This is a genomic window from Tenacibaculum sp. Cn5-46 (genome assembly GCF_022347705.1).
GTDB lineage: Bacteria > Bacteroidota > Bacteroidia > Flavobacteriales > Flavobacteriaceae > Polaribacter > Polaribacter aiptasiae.
In genome coordinates this window covers 334,874-356,617 of record NZ_JAKRGD010000001.1, presented here as the reverse complement: position 1 = coordinate 356,617, position 21,744 = coordinate 334,874, and the positions used below count along the sequence as shown (strand labels likewise).

The following is a 21,744-nucleotide window of genomic DNA, read 5'->3' as shown; positions in this document are numbered from 1 at the left end:
CAATGTTTTTTTTAGCTGTTTTTGAGGTAGTTTGCTACTTGAGGCTTAAATTTCTGTCTACTCTTCTTTATCGAGTACTTTCAAATAAATAGTATCAATTTTAGTAGCACTTGCGTTCAATATTTTTATTTGAAACTTATCTACTTCTAAAATTTCTTCTTGTTTTGGTATTGTTTCTGTATAATTTATGATGAAACCACCTAAAGTTTCGTAAGCTTCTTCCTTAGGTATATTTAAATCATATTCTTCGTTTAAATAATCAACTTCTAATCTTGCTGATAAATTAAACTCTTCCTCATTTAATCTTTCTTCTAGCAATTCTTGATTATCATGTTCATCTTCAATTTCTCCAAATAATTCTTCAACAATATCTTCTACAGTTATAATTCCAGATGTTCCTCCATATTCATCAACAACTACAGCAATACTCTTTCGTTTTTTCATCAAACTATTCAAAACATCGTTTATAATCATTGATTCTGGAACAAACTCTACTGGTAACAATATTGATTTAATTGCTCTGGGTTTTTTAAACAATTCAAAAGCATTTACATAACCAAGAATATCATCTAAAGAGTTTTTATAAACTAAAATTTTAGATAGACCTGTTGAAATGAACATCTTTTTCAAGTTACTTACAGATTCATGTATATCAACTGCCATGATTTCTGTACGTGGCACCATAATTTCTCTTGCTTTTACTTTATGAAACTCTAATGCATTTTGAAAAATTTGAATTTCGGAATCAACCTCTCCTTCATCATTTCCTCCATCTAGTTGCTCTGAAATATAATTCCCTAATTCTTCTTTACTAAATTCTGTTTGCACTGCATCTTCTTTTGCTTTGAAAAATACACGTAAAAAGAAATCAGAGATTTTTGTAATAACCCAAGTTATTCCATAAAAAATCAAGTAAAAAACATAGGCTGGTATAACAAATACCTTTAGCATTTCATTTGCATAAATTCTAAAGATAGCCTTAGGTAAAAACTCTGCTGTAACAAGTATTACAACAGTTGATATTATTGTTTGAGTAAGTAAACTTAAATCGTCTAGTAAATAATTTATAAACGATATGTTTGTAGGTAATAGTGATTGAAACCAAGTCATTAACAATTGCCCCATAAAATAACTATAAATTACCAAAGCAACATTATTTCCTACTAACATAGTGGTAATAAACTTAGATGACTTTCTAGTTAATTTTGCTAAAATTTTAGGCAAAAGACCTTCTCTCTTTTTTTCTAGCTCAATATGTAGTTTATTGGCAGAAACAAAAGCTATTTCCATACCTGAAAAGAAGGCTGAAAATAATATAGAAGCTAAAATTATAATGACTTCAATTTGCATTAACGCTGTTGATTTCTATTTTCTATTTTTCTTCTAAAATGTCTTTTAAAGAAAAAGATTAAAGTAATAAAGATAGCAAATCCAAACATAATAAGTGCGCCTTCTTTATCTGAACTCCATTTTAAAATTCCTTCTACTAGAAAAATTACCCCAACAACAAGGTATCCGTATTGTAAATACTTCCAAAGTGTATTCATTATATATCTTTTTGATTTACTTCGATATCTCCTGTGATATCTTTTGCTATATGTTTTGACAAATCTTCTTTTGACTCAAAACCAAACCCATTAATAATTGCATTTGGTGTTGTTAACCTAAAGCCATCTTCTGTAAAAAAGTAATGTTCTTTTTGGTCCCAAAAAAGCTGATTTGTTTCTAATTTAGTATTCTCTGTGTGGTTTATTATCACTACATTTCCTCTTATTTCAGAAACTTTTGTTTTGTTATAAGTCAGAGCATAATTCCCTGTGATAGTAACCGAATCTTTTCCTGTTTTATTTATTGATACTATTTTTATCCCCTTTGGAAATTCATTGTAGGGATGCTCTTCTCTATTTGAAAAATCAAAAAAAACAGGTGCCTTAGTTTTTGAAGTTATTCTACCAGAATCTTTATGTATATGATAAATATTTTTAGCTGTACCCATAGGTAAATTTTTATCCGCTAAAAAGTCTCGTACTTCTTTTTTTGTGTTTGTACAAGAAAAAAACATTGCTACCAAACAAATGGCAGCAATGCTATTATATATATTTACTAAAAATGATTTCATTTAAATCTATTAAGGAATACGAACAGTTTCGCCTATCCAACACCCAATTTTATGACTACCTCCAGATGAAACTCCTTTTTGGAAAATTAACTTCTTAGACGGTACATTCTTTTTATAACTAGAAATATATCTTCCCGCTCCACATCCTGGGTCAACTCTCTTCGCTTTTAACGCTTTATTTAAAGCTGCTACATACACCATTCTTTTTTCAAATTCATCACTACCACAAGAGTTAGCACTTTTTTGGTATAAACTAGCTATGAATAAGTATGCTTTCCCCATATTTGGATTGTATTTTAATGCTTCGTAAGCTAAAGCTCTCGCTCTACTTCCACTAGCACTTTGAGCTTCTCTTAATTTATATTTCGCTTTCTTAAACGGATCAGTTTCTAAGTCAAATGCTTTCTTTCTCATTTGAGCAGCTCCACCTTTATCTCCATTTTTAGCTAAAACTCCTGCTAAGAAATTGTAAGCATCTGCAGATTGTGTTGCTTCCGCATAAGCATTTGCTAACTTTTCGAATAATGGATCAGATTGACATCCTTTGTTGTACATTCTTGACACAGCTCTCTTTAACCAAACTCCATTCGCTTTGTTAGCTTCAAAATCTCTAGTATAGATAGGTATTAATCTATCACAAGTTGCTAATTTAGAAATAATTGCATCTAACCCTCCTTCAACCATACCTAAGGCTGATGAATTCATAGTATAAGCTCTTAACAATCTTTTCTCTTTTGCTCCAATAGTTCCCATTGAATCTTTTTCTTGTAAAGCTGGTAATTTCTTACTGTAACCATCTAATTTTTCTTGTACAGATTCCATTACATCATCATACGTATCGAATACTACTTGAGGATTTGTATCTTTATTCTCTTCTGTTACAGCTTTAAAATATCTGAAGATATTTTTTACCCCCATATCTTTTGGAGAAATACTGTAAGCTTTCTTTAAAAGAGCAATAATCTCAGCCTCAGTTCCTATTTTATTTTTAATTAAAAAAGTAGCATAGTCATTATGAGCCTTTGCAGCTCCTTTCACAGGAAAATTAACAATTCTTGTTTCATACACTTTTTTTGCTAAAACTGGGTCTTTTAATTTATCCGCTACTTTTGCTCCAATTTTGTAAATATTAACCGATAATTTAGGGCAATTCGTTAATAAATATTCTAAACTAGGTTTAGCTTGCGCATATTTTTTTGTATTTGCATCTCCTTTAAAAAGGTTATACTTTATGTTACACTCTTGACTTGCCTGCGCTTTAACACCATTTACGGCTACAAACAAAAATAATCCTGTAAGTAAATACGTAAGTTTTTTCATCATTTATCAGTTTTTATTAATCTATTTGTCGTTTTTTAAACCAGTTGATATCGTTCAAAGATAAACTTAATCTTATATTAAAATAGTTTTCTTTTATTAGGTTATTGCTAGTTGTTCCTTTTTGACCATATTCAAACCCAATATTTAAATTTGATACTTGTCTTGGTAATGGCAATCCTAGACCAACATTTATGCCAAAGTCATTGATTGAAGTAAATTGATTATTTGTCTTAACCTGCAATCCTGTATTCTCTATACGTAACCCAGCCCTATAAACAACTCTATCCCAATAACTTGAAATAGAATTTATTTTCGGAATATAAAATCCTCCTAAAGAAAATTTATTTGAACTTTCATATTTATATGCTCCTCCATTTGCAATAATAGCACTAGAAGTACTTAAAGCACTTTGGAATTGTTGATTAACTCCAACATACCATTTATTTTCTTTTCCTAAACCAAATCCAAAAACACTTTTTAGAGGTACATTAAGATCACCATTAACAGTTCGGTTATACAATTCGTCTTTAGGAATCTCTTGACCTGCATTAGAAAACACCAAAGAATACATTCTTTCACTACCATTTGCTGATAAATCACTTTCTACAGTAACAGATGCTCCAGAATATAAATTCAAACCATTTTTAAGTTCTCTCTTATACTGAGCTCCAAATTTAAATTGACCTCCTCTTAAACTTGTCTTTTCTTCTTGTTTTGTTGAAAAAGCAACATTTGTTCTTTGATTTAATACACTATTAGTAAGGTTTCCAAATATAAATCCTGCTTCTATTCCTAATGATAAGCCTTCAAAAGCGTACATTCCAAAACTGGCATAAATTTTACTTGCTCCTCCTTCTCCTCTAAATAAAGTAACATTATTAGGATCTTGGTTATCTAATAATGAGTATCCTACAGATGAAAATGGTTGTAATCCTAAAGATAAACCTGCTTTTTTCCCTACTGGAAATCCTAAAGCTATATAACGTAAATTTGTAGAATTTCCTGTTTGAGACTGACTACCTTCTTTTATTGTTAAAAAACTTAAACTTCCTCCTATACCATAAGTAGCAGTTCTAATATCTGCATTAGATGCAGGGTTTGTAAAGTTTAGACGACGTGTGTTTTTTAAAGCAACTCCAATTCCTCCCATAGATGCTTGCTCTACAGTTACTGCTTCAAAACTTTCACCTATTCCAAAATAAGAGTATGGTGACGCACTATTTCTTTGTGCTGTTATTGTTATTGTACTAAACAGAAGTACCCCTGATAATAATCTCTTAATCATTCGCTATATTGTATGTCAAAATAGTATGTAACCCTTCCAAAACAAAATTTGGATGGGCAAATATGCCACTTTTTAATTGTTTAGCCAAGAAATATGTATCTCCACCTGTTAAAACTACTGTTAAATCTTGATACTCATCTTCATATTGCTTAATAACTCCACTTATTTCATTGCAAATTCCATTCACAATACCAGAATGTATTGAAGTATTTGTATCCTTTCCAATAAAGCTTTCAACGTTATTAGGTTTTAATAACGGTAATTTAGAAGTGAAATTATGTAAAGCTTTGTATCTCATATTCATTCCTGGTGATATAGCACCTCCTAAATACTCTTTTTTATCATTAATAAAATCAAAAGTAATACATGTTCCTGCATCTATTACCAATACATTTTTTTTAGGATATTTTTTAACTGCTGCTGAAGCCAAGGCAATTCTATCTACTCCTAATGTTTTTGGTGAATGATATAAATTACTAAACGGTACTTTTGTTTCATTATTTAAAAAAATTGGGTCTAATAATTCGACTATTTGATCCCGTTCTGAGTCTGAAAAATGGGCTACTGAAGATATAATAGCCCCTGAAATCTTAAATTTTGAAATAATTTTTTTCAATTCTGAAATAATTTTTTCTTTTTCAACAATAAAAACTTCTCTCAACGTATTTGTTTCAAAAACAGCAACTTTAACTCTTGTATTTCCTACATCAATAATCAAATTCATATCTATAAATCTTGGTTTTCAAATTTACGTTACATTTTTTTAAAACAATTACTTTGTATAATTAAAAAACCATTGTATATTTGCATCCGCTTAACGAAAGTAGCAACTGGTGCCTTAGCTCAGTTGGTAGAGCAAAGGACTGAAAATCCTTGTGTCCCTGGTTCGATTCCTGGAGGCACCACTATTTAAATTTTAACTTTAGTTATAATTTTTATACGTTTGTTACTTAAATAAGCTTTAACTGGTGCCTTAGCTCAGTTGGTAGAGCAAAGGACTGAAAATCCTTGTGTCCCTGGTTCGATTCCTGGAGGCACCACCGTAAACCCGAACATTCGTTCGGGTTTTTTATTTAAACTTATTTTTAGAGATTAATTCTTCTCGTTTTAAAACTAAATTAAGAACCTATAATAAAATCAAATAACTCAAAATTTGATAGAACATAGTTTACACAATAAAAAAACTCGAAGTTTTCACTACGAGTTTTATTTTTATTTTAATCTAAATTTCATCTCAACAGGTAAATGATCTGATGCTTCTCCAAAATCATTCAAGACTTTACCCTCTACATAATCAATACTGTCTTCTGTATAAAAAATATAATCTATTCGCTCATACAAATCTCTAGTATCGAATGTATTTTCTGGATTTTGATTGTTAAACGCTGCATTACCTATACCTTCTTCTTTAAACATCTTCTGGATAATTGCTTCTTGATCTCTAGCTCTTGAATTAAAATCTCCTAATAAAATTGTTGGATAGCTATTTTTATATCTCTTAAAAACGTTTAAAACATATTCAAACTGACGAACTCTTGTTGGTTTATCAAATGCTTCTAAGTGAATGTTTATTATTATTACCTCTTTTCCTTCTATTATCACCTTAACTACTTGCACTAACCTATCTAAATACAAAGCATCTCTATAAAATGGACTATCAGGAACTCTTTCTAAAACAATACGCTCATAATCTTTTAACTTATACTTACTCAATATTGATTGACCTGATACCACTTTTCCAAAATGCATACTTGGTGGCCAATATGGGTATGGTAAATAGCGCTCATCCCAATTTACTCCTCTAGCAATATAATTATAACCTAGTTTAGAAAACTCATCTTCTTGATTAACTTCATAAGATCTTGATGCATTATAATCTATTTCCTGAAAAGCTATAATATCTGGCTGTACTTTATTTAACTCTTCTTTTACTTTCTTTAAATTAGTATCAAATAATTCTTTAGGTTTTGCTATTGGTAAATTATTTGTCATTCCACTCAAATAACCAACATTATAAGTAACTATACTATACACAGAATCATTATCTATACTTTGTGGATATTTATTTTCAATTAATTTTGAATATTCTTTTGCTTCCATGGTTGGCGATGAAGCCCAGAAGAAAAAAACTATAAACATTACAGCAACTAAAACAAGTAACCTTACTAAAACTCTGATTATATTTTTCATAAAATTTTAAAGAAATGTTAAAAACGTATTTCAAATTTAAACTTTTTTAAAGTAGCATAGTCATAGATGTGTAAATATTTAAAAAACTTAAAATTTTATAAAGATGAAGAAATTAATCGCACTATTTGTTTTAGCTATTGGATTTAGCCTAACAACTCAAGCTCAAAAAGGGAAAAGAGGTGATTTTGAAAAATTAACTGTAGAGCAACAAACTGAATTAGCTGTTAAAAAAATGACTTTAAAGTTAGATTTAACTGCTGCTCAACAACGTAAAATTAAACCTTTACTTGCTGAAAAAATAGCTAAACGTAAAGCTATGCACGAAAAAAGAAAAGCAATGAAGGAAAGTGGAAAAGAAAGAAAAAAATTAACAGCCGATGAACGCTTTGCTAAAAAAAGTGCTATGCTAGATGCTCAAATTGCTTTTAAAGCTGATATGAAACGTATTTTAAACGAAAAACAATACGAAAGATTTGAAAAAATGGCTGCTAAAAAGAAGCACAAAGCAAAGAAAAAAATGAAGCGTAGAAAGTATAAGAAAAAACATCATAAAAATGATGATGATAAATAAAACTAATTTGTAGTAGTAGTTTTGATTGAAGGCCCAGTTTTGGAAACAAAACCGGGCTTTTTTTATTCTTTAAACCAACTTGAATATTTTACATAATTATTGGCTATTCTATCTATTTCTCCGGATATTAAATCTTTAGAAATATCTTTTACTTTTTTGGCTGGAACACCAGCATAAATACTTCCACTTTCTATTCTAGTATTTTTGGTTACTACAGCTCCAGCTGCAATAATTGTGTTGGATTCAACAACGCAATCATCCATAATAATACTTCCCATTCCTACTAAAACATTATCATGTATTGTACAGCCATGTACAATTGCATTATGCCCAATAGATACATTATTACCTATTGTTGTTGGAGATTTTTGATATGTTGCATGAATTACCGCTCCATCTTGTACATTTACTTTATCTCCCATTTTAATATAATGAACATCCCCTCTTATTACCGCATTGAACCAAACACTACACTCTTTCCCCATCACTACATCTCCAACAATTGTTGCATTTTCTGCTACATAACAATCTTCTGGTATTTGAGGCGACTTTCCATTTACCGGTTTTATAATTTTCATTTTTATTCTAATACTTTTGGATTAAATATAACTGTATTTTTTTCTATAGTAACTACTACATATTCTTCGAGTGGTATTCCATTTGAATAATAACCATAATTCTTATTTACAAACTCGTTATTCATTTTGTAACTCAAATTATAACTTCCATCTATCGGAGGAATATCAGACATATCAACTACATACATAGACTTTTGATATGGCTTTAAGGTTATATTTTTTAATGGTTTTTCTGAATTCGGAACAATACTTAATGAATCTATGACAAATTCTGTGTTATTAACTATTTCGAATTTAACTTCGCTTCCATAAAAGTGACAAGAAGCAAAAACAACTATTAAAATTAATAATGTAATCTTTTTCATTTCTATTTAAAATATGATAATAGGTTCGCTTTTTTTGATGATGAAACCATAATTTCTTGTCCATTGGATAAAATTACGCTTCCTCCTTTGCCTTTTTTATATTTTACAATCATATTCACATTTACTAAGTACGATTTATGTACTCTGGCAAATGAGCTTTCTTTTAATAATTCTTCAAAATATTTTAAAGTCTTACTAACTAATTTTTTAGAGTTTAAAAAATGTATTTCAGTATAATTGTCATCTGCCTTACAAAATTGAATATCATTTATATCAATAACTTCAAAGCCATCTTGTTGCGGTATTGTTATCTTTTCTGAGGCTAGATTATTCTTTGGTAACAATACTGTATTTTCTAATTCTTTTTCTCTTTCTTTTATCTCTGTTACTAAACTTACCGCTTTTATTAATTCATCTATTGAAATAGGCTTTAATAAATAGTATGTGGCTTGATTGTTTAATGCTTCAATTGCATAATGATCATAAGCTGTTACAAAAATAGTTTCGAATGTTTGATTGTTTATTCTATCTAGCAAATCAAATCCATTTCCATATGGCATTTCTACATCTAAAAACACTAGATCTAGCTCATTACTTTCAATTAATTTTTGCCCGTCATCTATATTACTTGCCTCTCCTACTAATTGAACATTTGGACAATACTTTGAGAGATAGTTTCTTAATATATCTCTTCCAATTACTTCATCTTCTATTATAATTGCTTTCAATTTCATTGCTAATTTCTTTTTAAAATCATTTCTACTTTTGTTCCTGTTTCATCTTCTAATAAATCGGAAATAGAAACAGCTATTTTATCTTTATACATATCATTCAAAATAGCTATTCTATTTTGAATTGTACTCATTCCTTTTGACTTCTGTTTTAGTTGGTGCTTAGTTTTCATTTCCTTTGATTTCTTTCGTCCAACTCCATCATCTTTAATAGTTATCAAAATACTTTCTTCATCATACTGAACCATAGAAATTGTTAAGTTTCCTTTCTCTTTTTTGTATCGAAGTCCATGCCAAATTGCATTTTCTATATAGGGCTGCAATAACATTGGAGGAATCGTATAAGTATCTAATTTTATTTTCTCATCAACTGAAATTAGATATTCAAATTTATCTTTAAATCGATTGTGTTCTAGCTTTACATATAACTCTAACAATTCTATTTCTTTTGTTAACGGAATAAAATCTTCGTCGGAATTTTCCAATACCGAGCGCATTAACACTGAAAACTCTGACAAATATCTATTTGCGCTACGCTCATCATTTACCGCTATAAAATTATTTACTGAATTTAATGCATTAAATATAAAATGAGGATTCATTTGTGAACGCATAGATTTTAATGCTAATAAATTATTTGCTAGTTTTTGTTCTTTATTGGTACGATGCATAAAATAGGCTAATAAGCACATTAATAAAATCCCTGCTAATAATGAATAAATGATTACTTCTTGACGTTTATTACTTTCTTGAGTTATTTGTTGATCCTTATAGGCTAAATCTATTTTATTTTCTGCTAGCTCTTTGTCTTTTTCTAAACTTGATATTCTATTTTGACTCTCTGCTATTCTCCTACCAAAACGTTTGATTTGTTGTATTTCCTGTTCTTTTCTAGAATATAGTGTATCTACTAATTTCACATAACTCTGATAAGCTTCCAATGCTCCTTTATGATTTCCTACTGATTCTAAAACTTCCGAAAGTTTACGAGTTGCATCCTTTTGAATAACAATATCTTCATTCTTATTAGCTTCTTCAATACTCTTTTTTAAATAAGGAATTGCTTCGTTATATTCCTCCTTTAAAATATATGCATTCCCTATCTTGTAATTTATTTTTTGAGAAGTAATCGAATCAACCTGTAACTCCTTATTTTCTTTGTCAATTACTATATTTTCTGCGTTTTTTAAACTCTCTTTCCTTAAATCAATTTCATCATCATAACGCTGAGTTTGATTGTAATAATCAGCAACTTTTTGTTGTACCTTTAATGAATTCATCGGAAATGCTAAATTAGCATATGCTAAATCTAACGAGCTTTCAAATAATGAATCTGCTTTTTTCTCTTCTCCTAACTTAACATAAACTTCTGCTAACCTAGCATTTAAATCTGTTATTTTAGATTTTATTTGTCTTTCCTGAGCTATATTCAATGCACTTTTATAACTATCTAAAGCTTTCTCTAATTCTAATAAATTTTTATACGCATCTCCTAATCCTTCATAAGCTAACAAACGATCATATTTACTTAACTTCCCCTTTAATACTTTTTTATAATTCCTCTTTGCATCTCCATTCTTTAAGGCTAATAATTCAGTTTTGGCTAGCAATAACAATACTTTATTATCATAAACTTCATTTATAGATGCTTTATAATTCTCTATTGCTAAATCGTACTGTTTCCAATATGTATATATTTCCCCTAGCTCTTTATAAGAAACTGACTTACGTCTTTTAGTTTCACTTTCGTTAAGCATTCTTTCAACAAAAGTTAAACTTTTATCTAAATTTTTTTGTTTATAAAATTTTACTGAATCAAAATATTGACTATACAGGTCTAAATCTTTTTTTCTTGATCTTCCTCTACTATTAAAAGAAACTTTGCTAAAACTATATTTAGATTTTTTCTTTCCTTCAAAATCCTTAACTAAAACCTTTATGTCTTCACTATCTTTAATAGTGTAATAAACAGTCATAAAATCTGGATGAGTAACCACAAGTTCATCTTTTGATTTTGCTTTAACTATATATCTATCCTGAGAATTTGAAAACAAAAACCTCTTACCGTTTACTGATACATCTGCATTTTTAATTGCCTCACCTGAGTTATTATCTACTACCTTAACTTTTACTGAAAACTCTTTAGCTACATTCTCTTTATTTTGAGAAAAAACCACACAAAAATTCAATAATAACAGTATAAATAATATGCTTATTTTTTTATTCATCTTTCTCTTAATTAGTGTAAACATACATACAAAAACTGAGTTCGAAAAATTGAAAACTTCCGGAATATCCTTAAAACACTCATCAAAAACCTCTTTTACTCATTTCTTAACTCTAATTACTCATTAACACCGACTGTTTACTCATTCTAGTTTTTTTATCAAATAAGTTGCTCTTAGTTTTGAAATAATTAGCCACCAAACTATTGATAACTTAAAACAAAATAATTATGAAAACTCAAGTATTAAAAATTTTATTCGTTTTTACTTTTCTATTTTCTATAGTTGGTTATGCTACCAACCCTGATAATAAAACACAAACCACTAAGGTTGCTATATTATTAGACACAAGTAATAGTATGGATGGGCTTATTAATCAAGCAAAAGCTCAATTATGGGAAATTGTAAACGAATTATCTTATGCCAAATGTAATGGAGTAACTCCTAAATTGGAAATTGCATTGTATGAGTATGGTAACGATCAATTATCTTCGAAAGAAGGATATATTCGTCAGGTATTACAATTCACCAGTAACTTGGATGATATCTCTGAACATTTATTTTCTTTAACCACAAATGGAGGAAGCGAATTTTGCGGGCAAGTTATTCAAACCTCTCTTAATGAACTTGATTGGGGTAAAAGAAAGAATGATTTAAAAATGATTTTTATTGCAGGAAACGAACCTTTCACTCAAGGTAAGTTAAACTATAAAGATGCGATAACCAACGCTAAAGAAAAAGACATTACTATTAATACTATTTTTTGTGGTGATTATAATTTAGGAATTTCTGGAATGTGGCAAGATGGTGCTATTTATGGTGGTGGTGATTATATGACTATTAATCACAATAAGAATATTGTTCATATAGTTACTCCTTACGACAAAGAAATTATCATTTTAAATAAAAAACTAAATAAGACTTATATTCATTATGGAAACAAAGGATACTCTAAGTATAGTAATCAAACAAAACAAGATTCTAATGCTCTTACTTTAAACGAAGTAGTTGTTGTAAAAAGAGCTGTTACTAAAAGCTCTAAATTGTATAAAAATGCTGAATGGGATTTAGTTGATGCTTCTGAAGAAAAAGAAATTGATTATAATAAATTAAAGAAAAAACAACTTCCTAAGCATTTACAAAACAAGTCTTCAAAAGAAATAAAAAAGTATGTAGAAACTAAACGTAAGGAACGATTAGAAATTCAAGAAAAAATAAAAGAATTAAATAAAAAAAGAAAACTATACGTAGCTAAAAAACAACGTGAATCATCTAAGAATAACGAGTTGGAAAGTGTTATGATTAAAGCGATAAAAAACCAAGCGAAAAAGAAAAACTATTCTTGGTAGGTTTAGTTTGATTAGTAGTTAGTTTTCAAAGCGGAGTGGTACTCCGCTTTTTTATTTTACTATTAGTTTTTCTCCTATACTAATGCTGTTACTTGTAAGTCCATTGGCTTCTTTTATTTTACTTACAGTTGTTTGGTATTTCTTTGCTATAGAATACAAAGTATCCCCTTTTTGCACTTCATGATATCCTCTTTGAATCTTTTGAGGTTTTCTATAATTTTTAGGTTTTACCCTATCATATTTTGCTAAATCATATTTTTTTATAATACCAATTAATTTTTGCGGATAGCGTTTATCTGTTGCGTAACCTGCTCTTCGTAAACCATAAGCCCATCCTTTATAATTTGTATGCCCCAATTTAAATAAGCTTGCATAGCGTTTACGTGTAAGTAAAAACTGCGAATGATCTTCATAAGATGTTTCTGGATATTTATATTTTCTGAAACACTCTCCTTTTTCATCATCGTCATGTGTTACACTTTTTCCTTTCCAACCTCTATGACATTTGATTCCAAAATGATTATTTGATCTTCTTGCTAAATCACTTCTTCCACTCCCTGATTCTAATACTCCTTGCGCTAGTGTTATACTTGCTGGAATATTATGCTCATGCATTTTTTTTACAGCAATTGGTGCAAACTTCTGAATATAAGCTACTGTATGGTTTGTATTTGTTTTTAAAGGTTTTTGTATCTGCTCTAATTGTGGTAGCTCTGGCACCACTTCTTCAACCTCTTCTAAAACAACTTCTTTTTGCTTTGACTTAACTACATTTTTATTAGAACCACAGCTTACTAAAAATGCTGTACAAATTGCTATATAAAAAACTAACTTTATTCTCATTAAATGTTTATTATCTCTTGATTTTTATTCTTTAATTTTTGGTTTACCCCTGTTATTCCTTGTAAACCTCCTGTATGAATTGCTAATACTTTACTATTTCTTGGAAATTCATCTTTCTTTACCTTTTCTAGTATTCCAAACATCATTTTACCTGTATAAATTGGATCTAATGGAATATTTGTAGCTTTTTTGAACTCATTTATAAAACAAATTAGCGCTTCATTATATTTTCCGTATCCACCAAAATGATACTCATTTTCCAAGCTCCAATTATCATTCCTTTGAACAAACTGTTGAATTTCTTTTTCTAAAAAACTTCCTTTTAATGCTGGAAAACCAATTATTTTTTGATGCTCTTTAGCTGATTCTATTAGACCAGAAATAGTACCTCCAGTACCAATTGCAGAACAAATATAATCGAATTTTTCATCTTCTTTTGTTAAGATCTCTTTGCAACCTTTTATTGCCAATTCATTAGTTCCTCCTTCTGGTACCAGATAAAAATCTCCAAACTCTTTTTGAAGTTTTTCTACAAAACCTTTTTCTGTTTTTTGTCTATAAACTGATCTCGAAACAAATTTAAACTCCATTCCATTTTTAAAAGCTTCTCTTAAAGTTTCATTTTGAGCTAATGTTTTGTCTAAATCTATCCCCAGTTCATCTCCTCTTATTACTCCTATAGTCTTAAATCCCGATAATTTCCCTGCAATTGCTGTTGCTGCAATATGATTAGAAAATGCTCCTCCAAAAGTTAACAAAGTGCTTTTTTGTTGTTCTTTAGCTTGAGCTATATTGTATTTAAGTTTTCTGAATTTATTCCCAGAAACAAATGGATGAATTTGATCTTCTCGCTTTATATAAAGCGTCACTTGTTTTTCTTCTAAAATAGGAAGAAGAACTTGTTGATTTTGTATATTAGGATTGGACAAAAACAATTTATTTCCAATAATTTATTGATTCAAAATCATTATTATAATCTCCTATATAAGTGTTTTCCCAATATATTTCTCCTCCCTCTAGCTCAACGAAAACTCTGTAAAGCCCACTCTCAAATTTACTTGCATTTATAGTTAATGAATTGGTAAGTTTTGTTGGCTTTATTTCTTCAATAGCTTTGTTTATAACCTCACTCGCTGTGTATAAATCATTTGTCAAATAATCTTCAAAAACAACGTTTTTAAACACATTTGTTGACTGTCCCTTTAAAACCCAAACCTTTAAAATATTTTTTTGTGAAGCCAACTTAAAAATATTGACTGCTGGTATAGGATACATCGTAACAATTTTATTTTTCACATATTTAGAAGGATCATTTTGATCTTTTTCTTTCTTATAAAACAACCCATTAGGATTTCCTAAACGGCCTATTTCTAGTCCAAAATCATTTATTAATTTTATTCCTGTAACTATAGTTATATCTTTTATTTCATGGCTATCTTCATTACTACTACAAGATATTAACGCTAAAAGTGTGATGATTAAATACTTTTTCATTTTAATTATAATTTGCAATTTGTTCTTCAATTGTTTCCCATTCTTCCATTAAAGTATCAACCTCTGCCTTCTTTGCTTTATAGTTTTCAAAGAAATTAGGCTGAGAAGATACCTCTTCATAGTTTTGAGCTAACTCTAAGTCTATTTTTTCTATTTCTGCTTCGATGTCAGCTATTCTATTTTCAATTTTATTTATTTTATTTTTTAACTTTTTAATTTCTTTTTCTTGCTCTCTAGATAATTTATAACTTTCTTTCTTTGAAGTATCTTTACCTTCTTTTACAACTGTTTTCTTTTCTGCATCACGCAAACTTTCCATTTTGTGCTGCTCTAAGAAATAATCAATATCTCCTAAATATTCTTTTATTACTTTGTCTTTAAACCCATAGACTGTTGTAGTTAAACCTTGTAGAAAATCACGGTCGTGAGACACTATAATTAATGTTCCATCAAAGCTTTGAAGCGCTTTCTTTAACACATTTTTTGAAGCTATATCTAGGTGATTTGTAGGCTCATCCATTATTAACACATTGAATGGTGATAATAATAATTTACATAATGCTAAACGATTTCGTTCTCCTCCTGATAATACTTTTGCCTTTTTATCAACCGCTTCTCCTCCAAATAAGAATGATCCCAACATATCTCTGACTCGCATTCTATTAGAATCTGTCGCAGCATCTTCCATAATTTCCAATACTGTTTTTTCTGGTGGTAATTCTTCTGATTGATTTTGAGCAAAGTATCCTATTTCTACGTTATGCCCTAACTTTAAATTTCCTTCAAACGGAATTTCTCCCACCATCATTTTAGCTAATGTAGATTTTCCTTGTCCATTTTGACCAACAAAGGCTATTTTACTATTACGCTCTATTAGTAAATCTACATTTTGAAGCACTTGTTTTTCTCCATAACTTTTGGCTAAGTTTTCTGCTTCTACAATTATTTTACCTGGCTCTTTTGAAATTGCAAAACGAACATTCATTGTTGCATTATCATCTTGATCTACTTCAATACGTTCTACTCTATCAAGTTTCTTTATTAAGGATTGAGCCATTGCAGCCTTATTCGCCTTTGCTCTAAACTTCTCAATAAGCTTTTCTGTATGCTCTATTTCTTTTTGTTGATTCTTTTGCGCTTGTAACTGCTTTTCTTTTATTTCTGCACGTAACTTTAAAAATTCCGAATAAGGCTTTTTATAATCGTAAATTTGACCTAAAGATATTTCTATAGTTCTATTGGTTACATTATCTAAAAACATCTTATCATGCGAAACTAAGACTACTGCTCCAGCATAATTTTTTAAGAAGTTTTCTAACCAAATGATCGATTCAATATCTAAGTGGTTAGTAGGCTCATCCAATAATAAAATATCATTACTTTGTAATAATAATTTTGCTAATTCAATACGCATACGCCAACCTCCTGAGAAAGTATCTGTCAGCTTATCAAAATCTTCTCTTTGGAAACCTAAACCTTGTAAAATCTTTTCTGTTTCTCCTTGATAATTATAACCTCCCAACAACTCATAACGCTCAGTCTTTTCATTCAAACTAATGATTAAATCATTATAAGCTTCACTTTCATAATCGGTTCGTTCGGCTAGCTGTTGGTTAATTTCATCAAGCTCAAATTCTATTTCTTTAATTTCTGTAAAAGCCTGATACGCTTCTTCCAATATTGTTCTACCATGAACAAAATCTATATCCTGACGTAAAAAACCTATTCGTACTTCTTTATCAAAAGCCATAGTACCTCCACTGCTTTCGATATCTTTAGAAAGCACTTTTAATAAAGTAGATTTTCCTGCTCCATTTTTTCCAATCAATCCTATTCTATCTCCTTTATTTAATTTAAAAGTGATTCCTGAGAATAAATCTGTTCCCATGAACGAAACCGATAAATTATGTACGTTTAACATAGTCTTTTTACGAATTACTTTGTTTTTGTAACTACTGTTACAAAATACTGTGTTATTTTTGTTGAAATTTGTGCAAACTTACAAAACGAAATAATTAATTAGGCCTATAATAAGATATGTTTGGAAAAGGAAGTAAACTATACAGTATTTTTAAAAGTAAATGCCCTCGTTGTCATGAAGGTGAATTTTTTAAATACCGTATATCTTTCAATCCAAAGAAAATAACAACTTTGCATGAAAATTGCCCTAAATGTAACTTAAAATACATGATGGAACCTTCTTTTTTCTTTGGTGCAATGTATGTTAACTATGCTATTGCTGTTGCTTTATTTGTAGGTATTTTTATTATAGCTAAAGTTTTCATTGGACTCTCTATCTTAAAGAGTTTTATCTCAATTGTAGTTGTTTCTTTATTACTGACACCTATCAATTTACGTTTATCTCGTATTATCTGGATTAATCTCTTTGTCTCTTACAATAAAAAGGCTAAGGAATTACAGTCTGAAAAATAACATTTTATTTTTCAAACCTTTTTATATCTATTTCTTTATCTAGTTTTTCACCTTTTTCTAAGTGTTTAAATAAGCTTATGGCAATACTTGGACCTATCATAACACCTCGGGTTCCTAAACCATTTAAAACTGCTAATTGTTTATATTTAGAGTGTGTTCCTACTAAAGGTCTTCTATCTTTTACTGTAGGTCTAATTCCTGCCAATTGATTGGTTACTGTGTATGGAACTGAAATTACTTTTTGTAGTTTATCTTCCAACTCTTTTCTTCCTTCTTTTGTAGGTAATGATGTTTTATCTGTCCAATTAAAAGTAGCTCCAACCTTGTAATAATCATTGCCTAATGGCATTACAAACACACTTGATTTTAATAAGAAATTGATTTTTAATTCTGGTGCATGAATTGTTATCGTTTCTCCTTTTGCCTCTTTTAGTGGAAGCTCATTAAAATATGGGTTATTCTTTACTCCAAAACCTTCACAAAAAACAACTCTATTAGCAATAATATTATTATAATTTACTTTTTCTCCTTTCAAAATTAACTCTGAATGTTTAAAACTTTCATTTATTAACAAGTTCTTCTCATTCAAATACGCTTTATACAATTTTACAAGTGTTGTAGTATCAACTCTTCCCGTACCTTTTAATTCACCAAATCCAAAATCACCTACAACACCATCTATTTTTCCTTTTAATACCTTAGGAAGCATGTATTGAGCTAACATTGGTTTATCTGAAGCTATAAACCAGTTGTTTTCATCCCCTATACTATTGAACACTTTTTTTGTTGGAAATTCATAATCCAATTGAGTCGATAGTTTTTCCTCTATATTTTTATAAAATGGTTTTGCTAGTTCTATTTGTTTATGCCCGTTCCAAACAGGCGTAAAACGTTTTAATATTACTGGATTATATACTCCACCTGCTACTATAGAGGAGTTTTGTGAATTATCTTCAAAAACGACAAAACTCTTATTATTTCTTTCTAAAATTTCAGCAAATGATATCCCTGCTAAACCTAAACCTACTATAATATAATCAACCTCAATATTCATAGTTCAAAAATACTACTATTAAAACAAAAAAAGCGTTTGCATTGCAAACGCTTTTTATTTTATTCAATGAGAATTACTAGTAATTCCACATATCCATTTCTCTGTTACGAATTCCTTCTTTAATTCTATCAGCTTCTAATAATTGGAATAAAGAATTTCCTCTTACATAATCTTTAATAGATCTATCTCCGTAAATATTCTCTTCCTTTCTAACTGTAGAAGTAAATCTTCTCGCATTTAACAAGTTATCATAAGATAACGGTTGAGCTGAGTTTTCAGGATTAAATACTTTTGATGCATGTAAAGTTTCTCTTGCATCAGGGAAGAATACCCAGAATAATGCATACTCTCCTTCATCTTCGATATCTGTACCTAAAATCTGTACATCTGGTCCCATTGGTGCTAAAGCTAACATACGATACTTAAGCTCTCCACCTCTTTTGTCAAAATACCAAATACCTTTTATTAAGTATCCTTTGATATCTGCAGACTGTACAGAATATGGATCAATGTTTCCGTAACCATCATCACGCTCGTTGTAAGTCATAGATTTAATTTCTTCCATTCCAATCTTAGTTGTAAAATAAGAATCACTATAAACCTCTTTGATCTCACCATTTTTAATACCTTTTAACAATGTATCAAATAATGAACGTCTTGTTAAACCTGCATTTGTAGTATCAATTGGATAGTAATAAGGTAAATTGATCTTTTGATTTAAATCAACATATTCCCACACCACTTTAGACCATAACACATCTCTATCGCTAATATAACCATAAGGAAGTGGCTTATCGTCCTCTGAAACTATTTGTGCTTCAGATTTAACTCCAATTTCATCTACCTTTGTAGCATTTAAGAGGTTAGCTTGGGCACTTACATAACTTGTTGTAGCAAGTGCAAATAAAACCATATAAAAACGCTTCCAATTCATACTTTAAATTTTTACTTATTAATTCGTAATTTCTATACTAACAGGTAATACTTTCTTGATTTTATAGTTAGAACCAGATACAGATGCTTTAATATCATAAATAGTAATCACATCATTTCTTCTTGCTCTACCTAATGCCTGTTTTGCTCTAGCTGTTAACTTAGTTCCATTTACTGGTACAGTTACCTGACCTGGTACTTTAATTTTAAAACTAGATACATTTAATTTTAAATCGAATAAGAAATCTGGTAAACCTGCACCTACATTAATTCTAGATACACTAGCTTTAGGCATTCTTACAGTACCATATTGACCTCTTACCATACCTACTGCTGGTGGTATGTCTTTAATTCTATATTTCTTTGGTGTATTAATTTTTCCACCACCTGGTAATTCTGCAGAAACTCTAATAGTTACTTCTCCACCTTTACCTGGTCTCATTACATACTTGTCTCCTTTAACTTGTCTTAATCCTGGTGCAGAAGCTTTTACTTTGTTACTTGCTACTCCTGGTACAGAAATAGTTAACGGGTTTGGTAATCCACGGTATACTACATTCATTTTGTCTGCAGATACCACAGCTTCATTAGGCTTTGGAATTACTGAATAACCTCCTACAATCGGAATAGTTACTAAAGAATCGTTTTCCATGAATTGGAACTCTCCTTCTAATGTCTTATCCCCTACAGATCCAGCTGGTCCGTCTAAGATAACCTGTCCTGCCTTGATTTTGTCAGCTTCAATTTCTTTACCGTTAACAATTACTTTTTCAGCAGTTAAATTGTCATCTTTCTTACCTAAAACAATCTTACCTGATAATTTTTCACCTGGGTAGTATGCATTCTTTTCAAAAAGAACCATTGCTTCATAATTCTTTAAAGAAACTGCACTCTCTAATTCACCTTGTAATAAAGCAGATAATGCATCAGATTCAGTTGCTTTAACATCAGCTTGAATTTGAGTAAACTTAGTTAAAGATGCTACTAAAGGAAATCCTTCATAGTTGTATTTTAACCAGTCAATTTTCTTTTTATCTTTATTAGTTACTTTGTCTGTATTAAAACGAGCTTTAATAACTTCTGCAACTTCTGTTCCTTCTAATAAACCTGCTGCTTGGTTTCTAAACTCTTCGATTTTAGCAACGAATTCTTTACCTTGCTTAGATACTTTACCTCCTTTGAAAAAAAGTACATCTAAGAACTTAGATTTATCCATTGACTCATAGGCTTTAGGATCTTTAACTCCTGCCATCATTTGAGTTTTTAAATCTCCAATGTATCCATATAAATCATCAGCTAAAACTTTTAATTTATCTGTTTTTTCTTTAGCCTCTCCGTATTGTTTAGCTTGCTCTTGAGCTTTTTGAGCTAAAGTAGCGTATGCGCTTGTGTTCTTTACAGTTGCTTTATCATTTGCTTCTACAAGCTTCTCATTCATCAAACCGAAAGCAGATAATACCTCTTTACTCATATTCATTGCTAACATTGCAATAAATACCAGATACATTAGGTTAATCATCTTCTGCCTTGGTGATAGTTTTCCTCCTGCCATACTATAATTAGTTTGTTAGTTAATATTAATTAGATAAACTAATTATTTATTCGACATTGCAGTTAACATACCTCCGTATACTCCGTTTAAAGAAGATAAGTTAGTAGCTAACGATTCCATTTGTTCTTGTAAACGTTGAGAGTTTTCAACTAATGCAGAGTTTAAATCAGCTTGCTTACCAGCATTTTCTACTTGTGTAGCATATAATCCGTTTAACGACTCTAATTTAGCAGCAGCCATAGCCATTTGCTCGTTATATTGATTAGTTGAAGCTATTGTATTTGAAGTTGAAGTTAATCCTTCAGCAGCACCTTGGAAGTTTTTGATGCTCTCTCCTAAACTAGATACTAAGTTTGCGTCTAAACGAGCGTCTCTTAAGATATCATCTAATTTTTGAGATAACATGCTTTGAGCTTCAGCTGGGCTAGCTTCTCCATTTCTTTCAATAGACTCTCCACCTGCTAATTCTGGGTAAACTTTTGTCCAGTCTAATTCATCTTCTACTGGTTCAAATGCAGAAATACCAAATACTAGTGCTTCTACTATCATACCTACCATTAATACTTCGTTTCCAAAAGGCCAGTGTAAGATTTTAAATAATGCTCCAATAATTACAACTGCGGCTCCTAAACCGTAAGCCATATTGAACATTTTCTTAGTTGATTTTGATTGTGCCATAATTCTTTTGATTTTTAAGGGAAT

Annotated in this window: 22 protein-coding genes and 2 tRNA genes; 5 read left to right on the top strand and 19 right to left on the bottom strand. The window is 29.9% G+C overall.

Translation table 11 applies throughout. The annotated features are described in order from the left end of the window. Window positions 1–57 precede the first annotated feature (57 nt). Genes MHN29_RS01600 through MHN29_RS01575 form a run of 6 tightly spaced genes read right to left on the bottom strand, consistent with a single transcriptional unit; the run spans window position 58 to window position 5,448 of the window. Complete coding sequence (locus tag MHN29_RS01600) at window positions 58–1,350, bottom strand: hemolysin family protein (protein ID WP_235273351.1); 1,293 nt, start codon at window positions 1,348–1,350, stop codon at window positions 58–60. Next, window positions 1,350–1,547, bottom strand: coding sequence for a hypothetical protein (locus MHN29_RS01595; protein WP_235273352.1), 198 nt, complete (start codon window positions 1,545–1,547; stop codon window positions 1,350–1,352). Before MHN29_RS01595 ends, MHN29_RS01600 begins: the two co-directional genes overlap by 1 nt. Continuing rightward, on the bottom strand, window positions 1,547–2,119 hold the full coding sequence (lptC, locus tag MHN29_RS01590; protein WP_235273353.1) for an LPS export ABC transporter periplasmic protein LptC: 573 nt from the start codon (window positions 2,117–2,119) through the stop codon (window positions 1,547–1,549). Before lptC ends, MHN29_RS01595 begins: the two co-directional genes overlap by 1 nt. Before the next feature lie 9 nt (window positions 2,120–2,128). After that, the gene (locus MHN29_RS01585; protein WP_235273354.1) at window positions 2,129–3,442 is read right to left on the bottom strand and encodes a M48 family metallopeptidase; all 1,314 of its coding nucleotides are present in this window, start codon (window positions 3,440–3,442) and stop codon (window positions 2,129–2,131) included. A gap of 13 nt (window positions 3,443–3,455) precedes the next feature. Continuing rightward, the gene (locus tag MHN29_RS01580; RefSeq protein WP_235273355.1) at window positions 3,456–4,724 is read right to left on the bottom strand and encodes a hypothetical protein; all 1,269 of its coding nucleotides are present in this window, start codon (window positions 4,722–4,724) and stop codon (window positions 3,456–3,458) included. Continuing rightward, window positions 4,717–5,448, bottom strand: a complete 732-nt coding sequence (locus tag MHN29_RS01575; protein ID WP_235273356.1) for a type III pantothenate kinase — start codon at window positions 5,446–5,448, stop codon at window positions 4,717–4,719. Before MHN29_RS01575 ends, MHN29_RS01580 begins: the two co-directional genes overlap by 8 nt. Window positions 5,449–5,556: 108 nt before the next feature. On the opposite strand from MHN29_RS01575, the gene MHN29_RS01570 reads away from it, so the two are divergent. Both MHN29_RS01570 and MHN29_RS01565 read left to right on the top strand, forming a co-directional pair. Continuing rightward, a tRNA-Phe gene (locus MHN29_RS01570) sits at window positions 5,557–5,629 on the top strand. Window positions 5,630–5,691: 62 nt separating this feature from the next. After that, window positions 5,692–5,764, top strand: a tRNA-Phe gene (locus MHN29_RS01565). A 172-nt stretch (window positions 5,765–5,936) separates the two neighbouring features. On the opposite strand, the gene MHN29_RS01560 is transcribed toward MHN29_RS01565, so the two are convergent. Further along, window positions 5,937–6,914, bottom strand: coding sequence for an endonuclease/exonuclease/phosphatase family protein (locus tag MHN29_RS01560; protein ID WP_235273358.1), 978 nt, complete (start codon window positions 6,912–6,914; stop codon window positions 5,937–5,939). Window positions 6,915–7,017: 103 nt separating this feature from the next. Between MHN29_RS01560 and MHN29_RS01555 the strand changes: the two genes are divergently transcribed. Beyond that, window positions 7,018–7,485 carry a hypothetical protein gene (locus tag MHN29_RS01555; protein ID WP_235273360.1) on the top strand — a complete coding sequence of 156 codons (468 nt, stop codon included), beginning with the start codon at window positions 7,018–7,020 and terminating at the stop codon, window positions 7,483–7,485. 62 nt (window positions 7,486–7,547) lie between these two features. Here MHN29_RS01555 and MHN29_RS01550 read toward each other — a convergent pair whose 3' ends face one another. The 4 genes from MHN29_RS01550 to MHN29_RS01535 are packed head-to-tail and all read right to left on the bottom strand — an operon-like array spanning window position 7,548 to window position 11,387. Continuing rightward, a complete protein-coding gene (locus MHN29_RS01550; protein ID WP_235273362.1) occupies window positions 7,548–8,063 on the bottom strand; it encodes a gamma carbonic anhydrase family protein in 516 nt (171 codons plus the stop codon). Window positions 8,064–8,065: 2 nt separating this feature from the next. Further along, window positions 8,066–8,428 (bottom strand): hypothetical protein, encoded by a 363-nt coding sequence (locus MHN29_RS01545; protein WP_235273363.1) that lies wholly within the window; start codon window positions 8,426–8,428, stop codon window positions 8,066–8,068. 2 nt (window positions 8,429–8,430) lie between these two features. Beyond that, window positions 8,431–9,162 (bottom strand): LytTR family DNA-binding domain-containing protein, encoded by a 732-nt coding sequence (locus MHN29_RS01540; protein WP_235273364.1) that lies wholly within the window; start codon window positions 9,160–9,162, stop codon window positions 8,431–8,433. 2 nt (window positions 9,163–9,164) lie between these two features. Next, window positions 9,165–11,387 carry a histidine kinase gene (locus MHN29_RS01535; protein WP_235273365.1) on the bottom strand — a complete coding sequence of 741 codons (2,223 nt, stop codon included), beginning with the start codon at window positions 11,385–11,387 and terminating at the stop codon, window positions 9,165–9,167. 227 nt (window positions 11,388–11,614) lie between these two features. On the opposite strand from MHN29_RS01535, the gene MHN29_RS01530 reads away from it, so the two are divergent. Then, window positions 11,615–12,733 (top strand): VWA domain-containing protein, encoded by a 1,119-nt coding sequence (locus tag MHN29_RS01530; protein ID WP_235273366.1) that lies wholly within the window; start codon window positions 11,615–11,617, stop codon window positions 12,731–12,733. Between the two features lie 51 nt (window positions 12,734–12,784). Here MHN29_RS01530 and MHN29_RS01525 read toward each other — a convergent pair whose 3' ends face one another. From MHN29_RS01525 to MHN29_RS01510, 4 genes are read right to left on the bottom strand one after another with little or no spacing between them, the layout of a single operon-like run. Next, window positions 12,785–13,576 carry a glucosaminidase domain-containing protein gene (locus MHN29_RS01525; RefSeq protein ID WP_235273367.1) on the bottom strand — a complete coding sequence of 264 codons (792 nt, stop codon included), beginning with the start codon at window positions 13,574–13,576 and terminating at the stop codon, window positions 12,785–12,787. Further along, window positions 13,576–14,490, bottom strand: coding sequence for a 1-aminocyclopropane-1-carboxylate deaminase/D-cysteine desulfhydrase (locus tag MHN29_RS01520; protein ID WP_235276243.1), 915 nt, complete (start codon window positions 14,488–14,490; stop codon window positions 13,576–13,578). The genes MHN29_RS01525 and MHN29_RS01520 overlap by 1 nt, the downstream gene beginning before the upstream one ends. Before the next feature lie 22 nt (window positions 14,491–14,512). Continuing rightward, entirely contained in the window at window positions 14,513–15,070 is a 558-nt protein-coding gene (locus tag MHN29_RS01515; protein ID WP_235273370.1) for a hypothetical protein, read from the bottom strand. Window position 15,071: 1 nt separating this feature from the next. Further along, window positions 15,072–16,991, bottom strand: a complete 1,920-nt coding sequence (locus MHN29_RS01510; RefSeq protein WP_235273371.1) for an ABC-F family ATP-binding cassette domain-containing protein — start codon at window positions 16,989–16,991, stop codon at window positions 15,072–15,074. Between the two features lie 116 nt (window positions 16,992–17,107). Here MHN29_RS01510 and MHN29_RS01505 point away from each other — a divergent pair, with 116 nt between their 5' ends. Then, the gene (locus MHN29_RS01505; RefSeq protein WP_235273372.1) at window positions 17,108–17,503 is read left to right on the top strand and encodes a DUF983 domain-containing protein; all 396 of its coding nucleotides are present in this window, start codon (window positions 17,108–17,110) and stop codon (window positions 17,501–17,503) included. 4 nt (window positions 17,504–17,507) lie between these two features. On the opposite strand, the gene MHN29_RS01500 is transcribed toward MHN29_RS01505, so the two are convergent. The 4 genes from MHN29_RS01500 to gldL all read right to left on the bottom strand — a co-directional run bounded on the left by MHN29_RS01500 (window position 17,508) and on the right by gldL (window position 21,720). Then, window positions 17,508–18,557 (bottom strand): FAD-binding oxidoreductase, encoded by a 1,050-nt coding sequence (locus tag MHN29_RS01500; RefSeq protein WP_255689027.1) that lies wholly within the window; start codon window positions 18,555–18,557, stop codon window positions 17,508–17,510. Window positions 18,558–18,633: 76 nt separating this feature from the next. Further along, window positions 18,634–19,491 carry a gliding motility protein GldN gene (gene gldN / locus MHN29_RS01495; RefSeq protein ID WP_235273373.1) on the bottom strand — a complete coding sequence of 286 codons (858 nt, stop codon included), beginning with the start codon at window positions 19,489–19,491 and terminating at the stop codon, window positions 18,634–18,636. An 18-nt stretch (window positions 19,492–19,509) separates the two neighbouring features. After that, window positions 19,510–21,042 (bottom strand): gliding motility protein GldM, encoded by a 1,533-nt coding sequence (gldM, locus tag MHN29_RS01490; protein ID WP_235273374.1) that lies wholly within the window; start codon window positions 21,040–21,042, stop codon window positions 19,510–19,512. Between the two features lie 42 nt (window positions 21,043–21,084). Beyond that, window positions 21,085–21,720, bottom strand: a complete 636-nt coding sequence (gene gldL, locus MHN29_RS01485) for a gliding motility protein GldL (RefSeq protein WP_235273375.1) — start codon at window positions 21,718–21,720, stop codon at window positions 21,085–21,087. Window positions 21,721–21,744 lie beyond the last annotated feature (24 nt).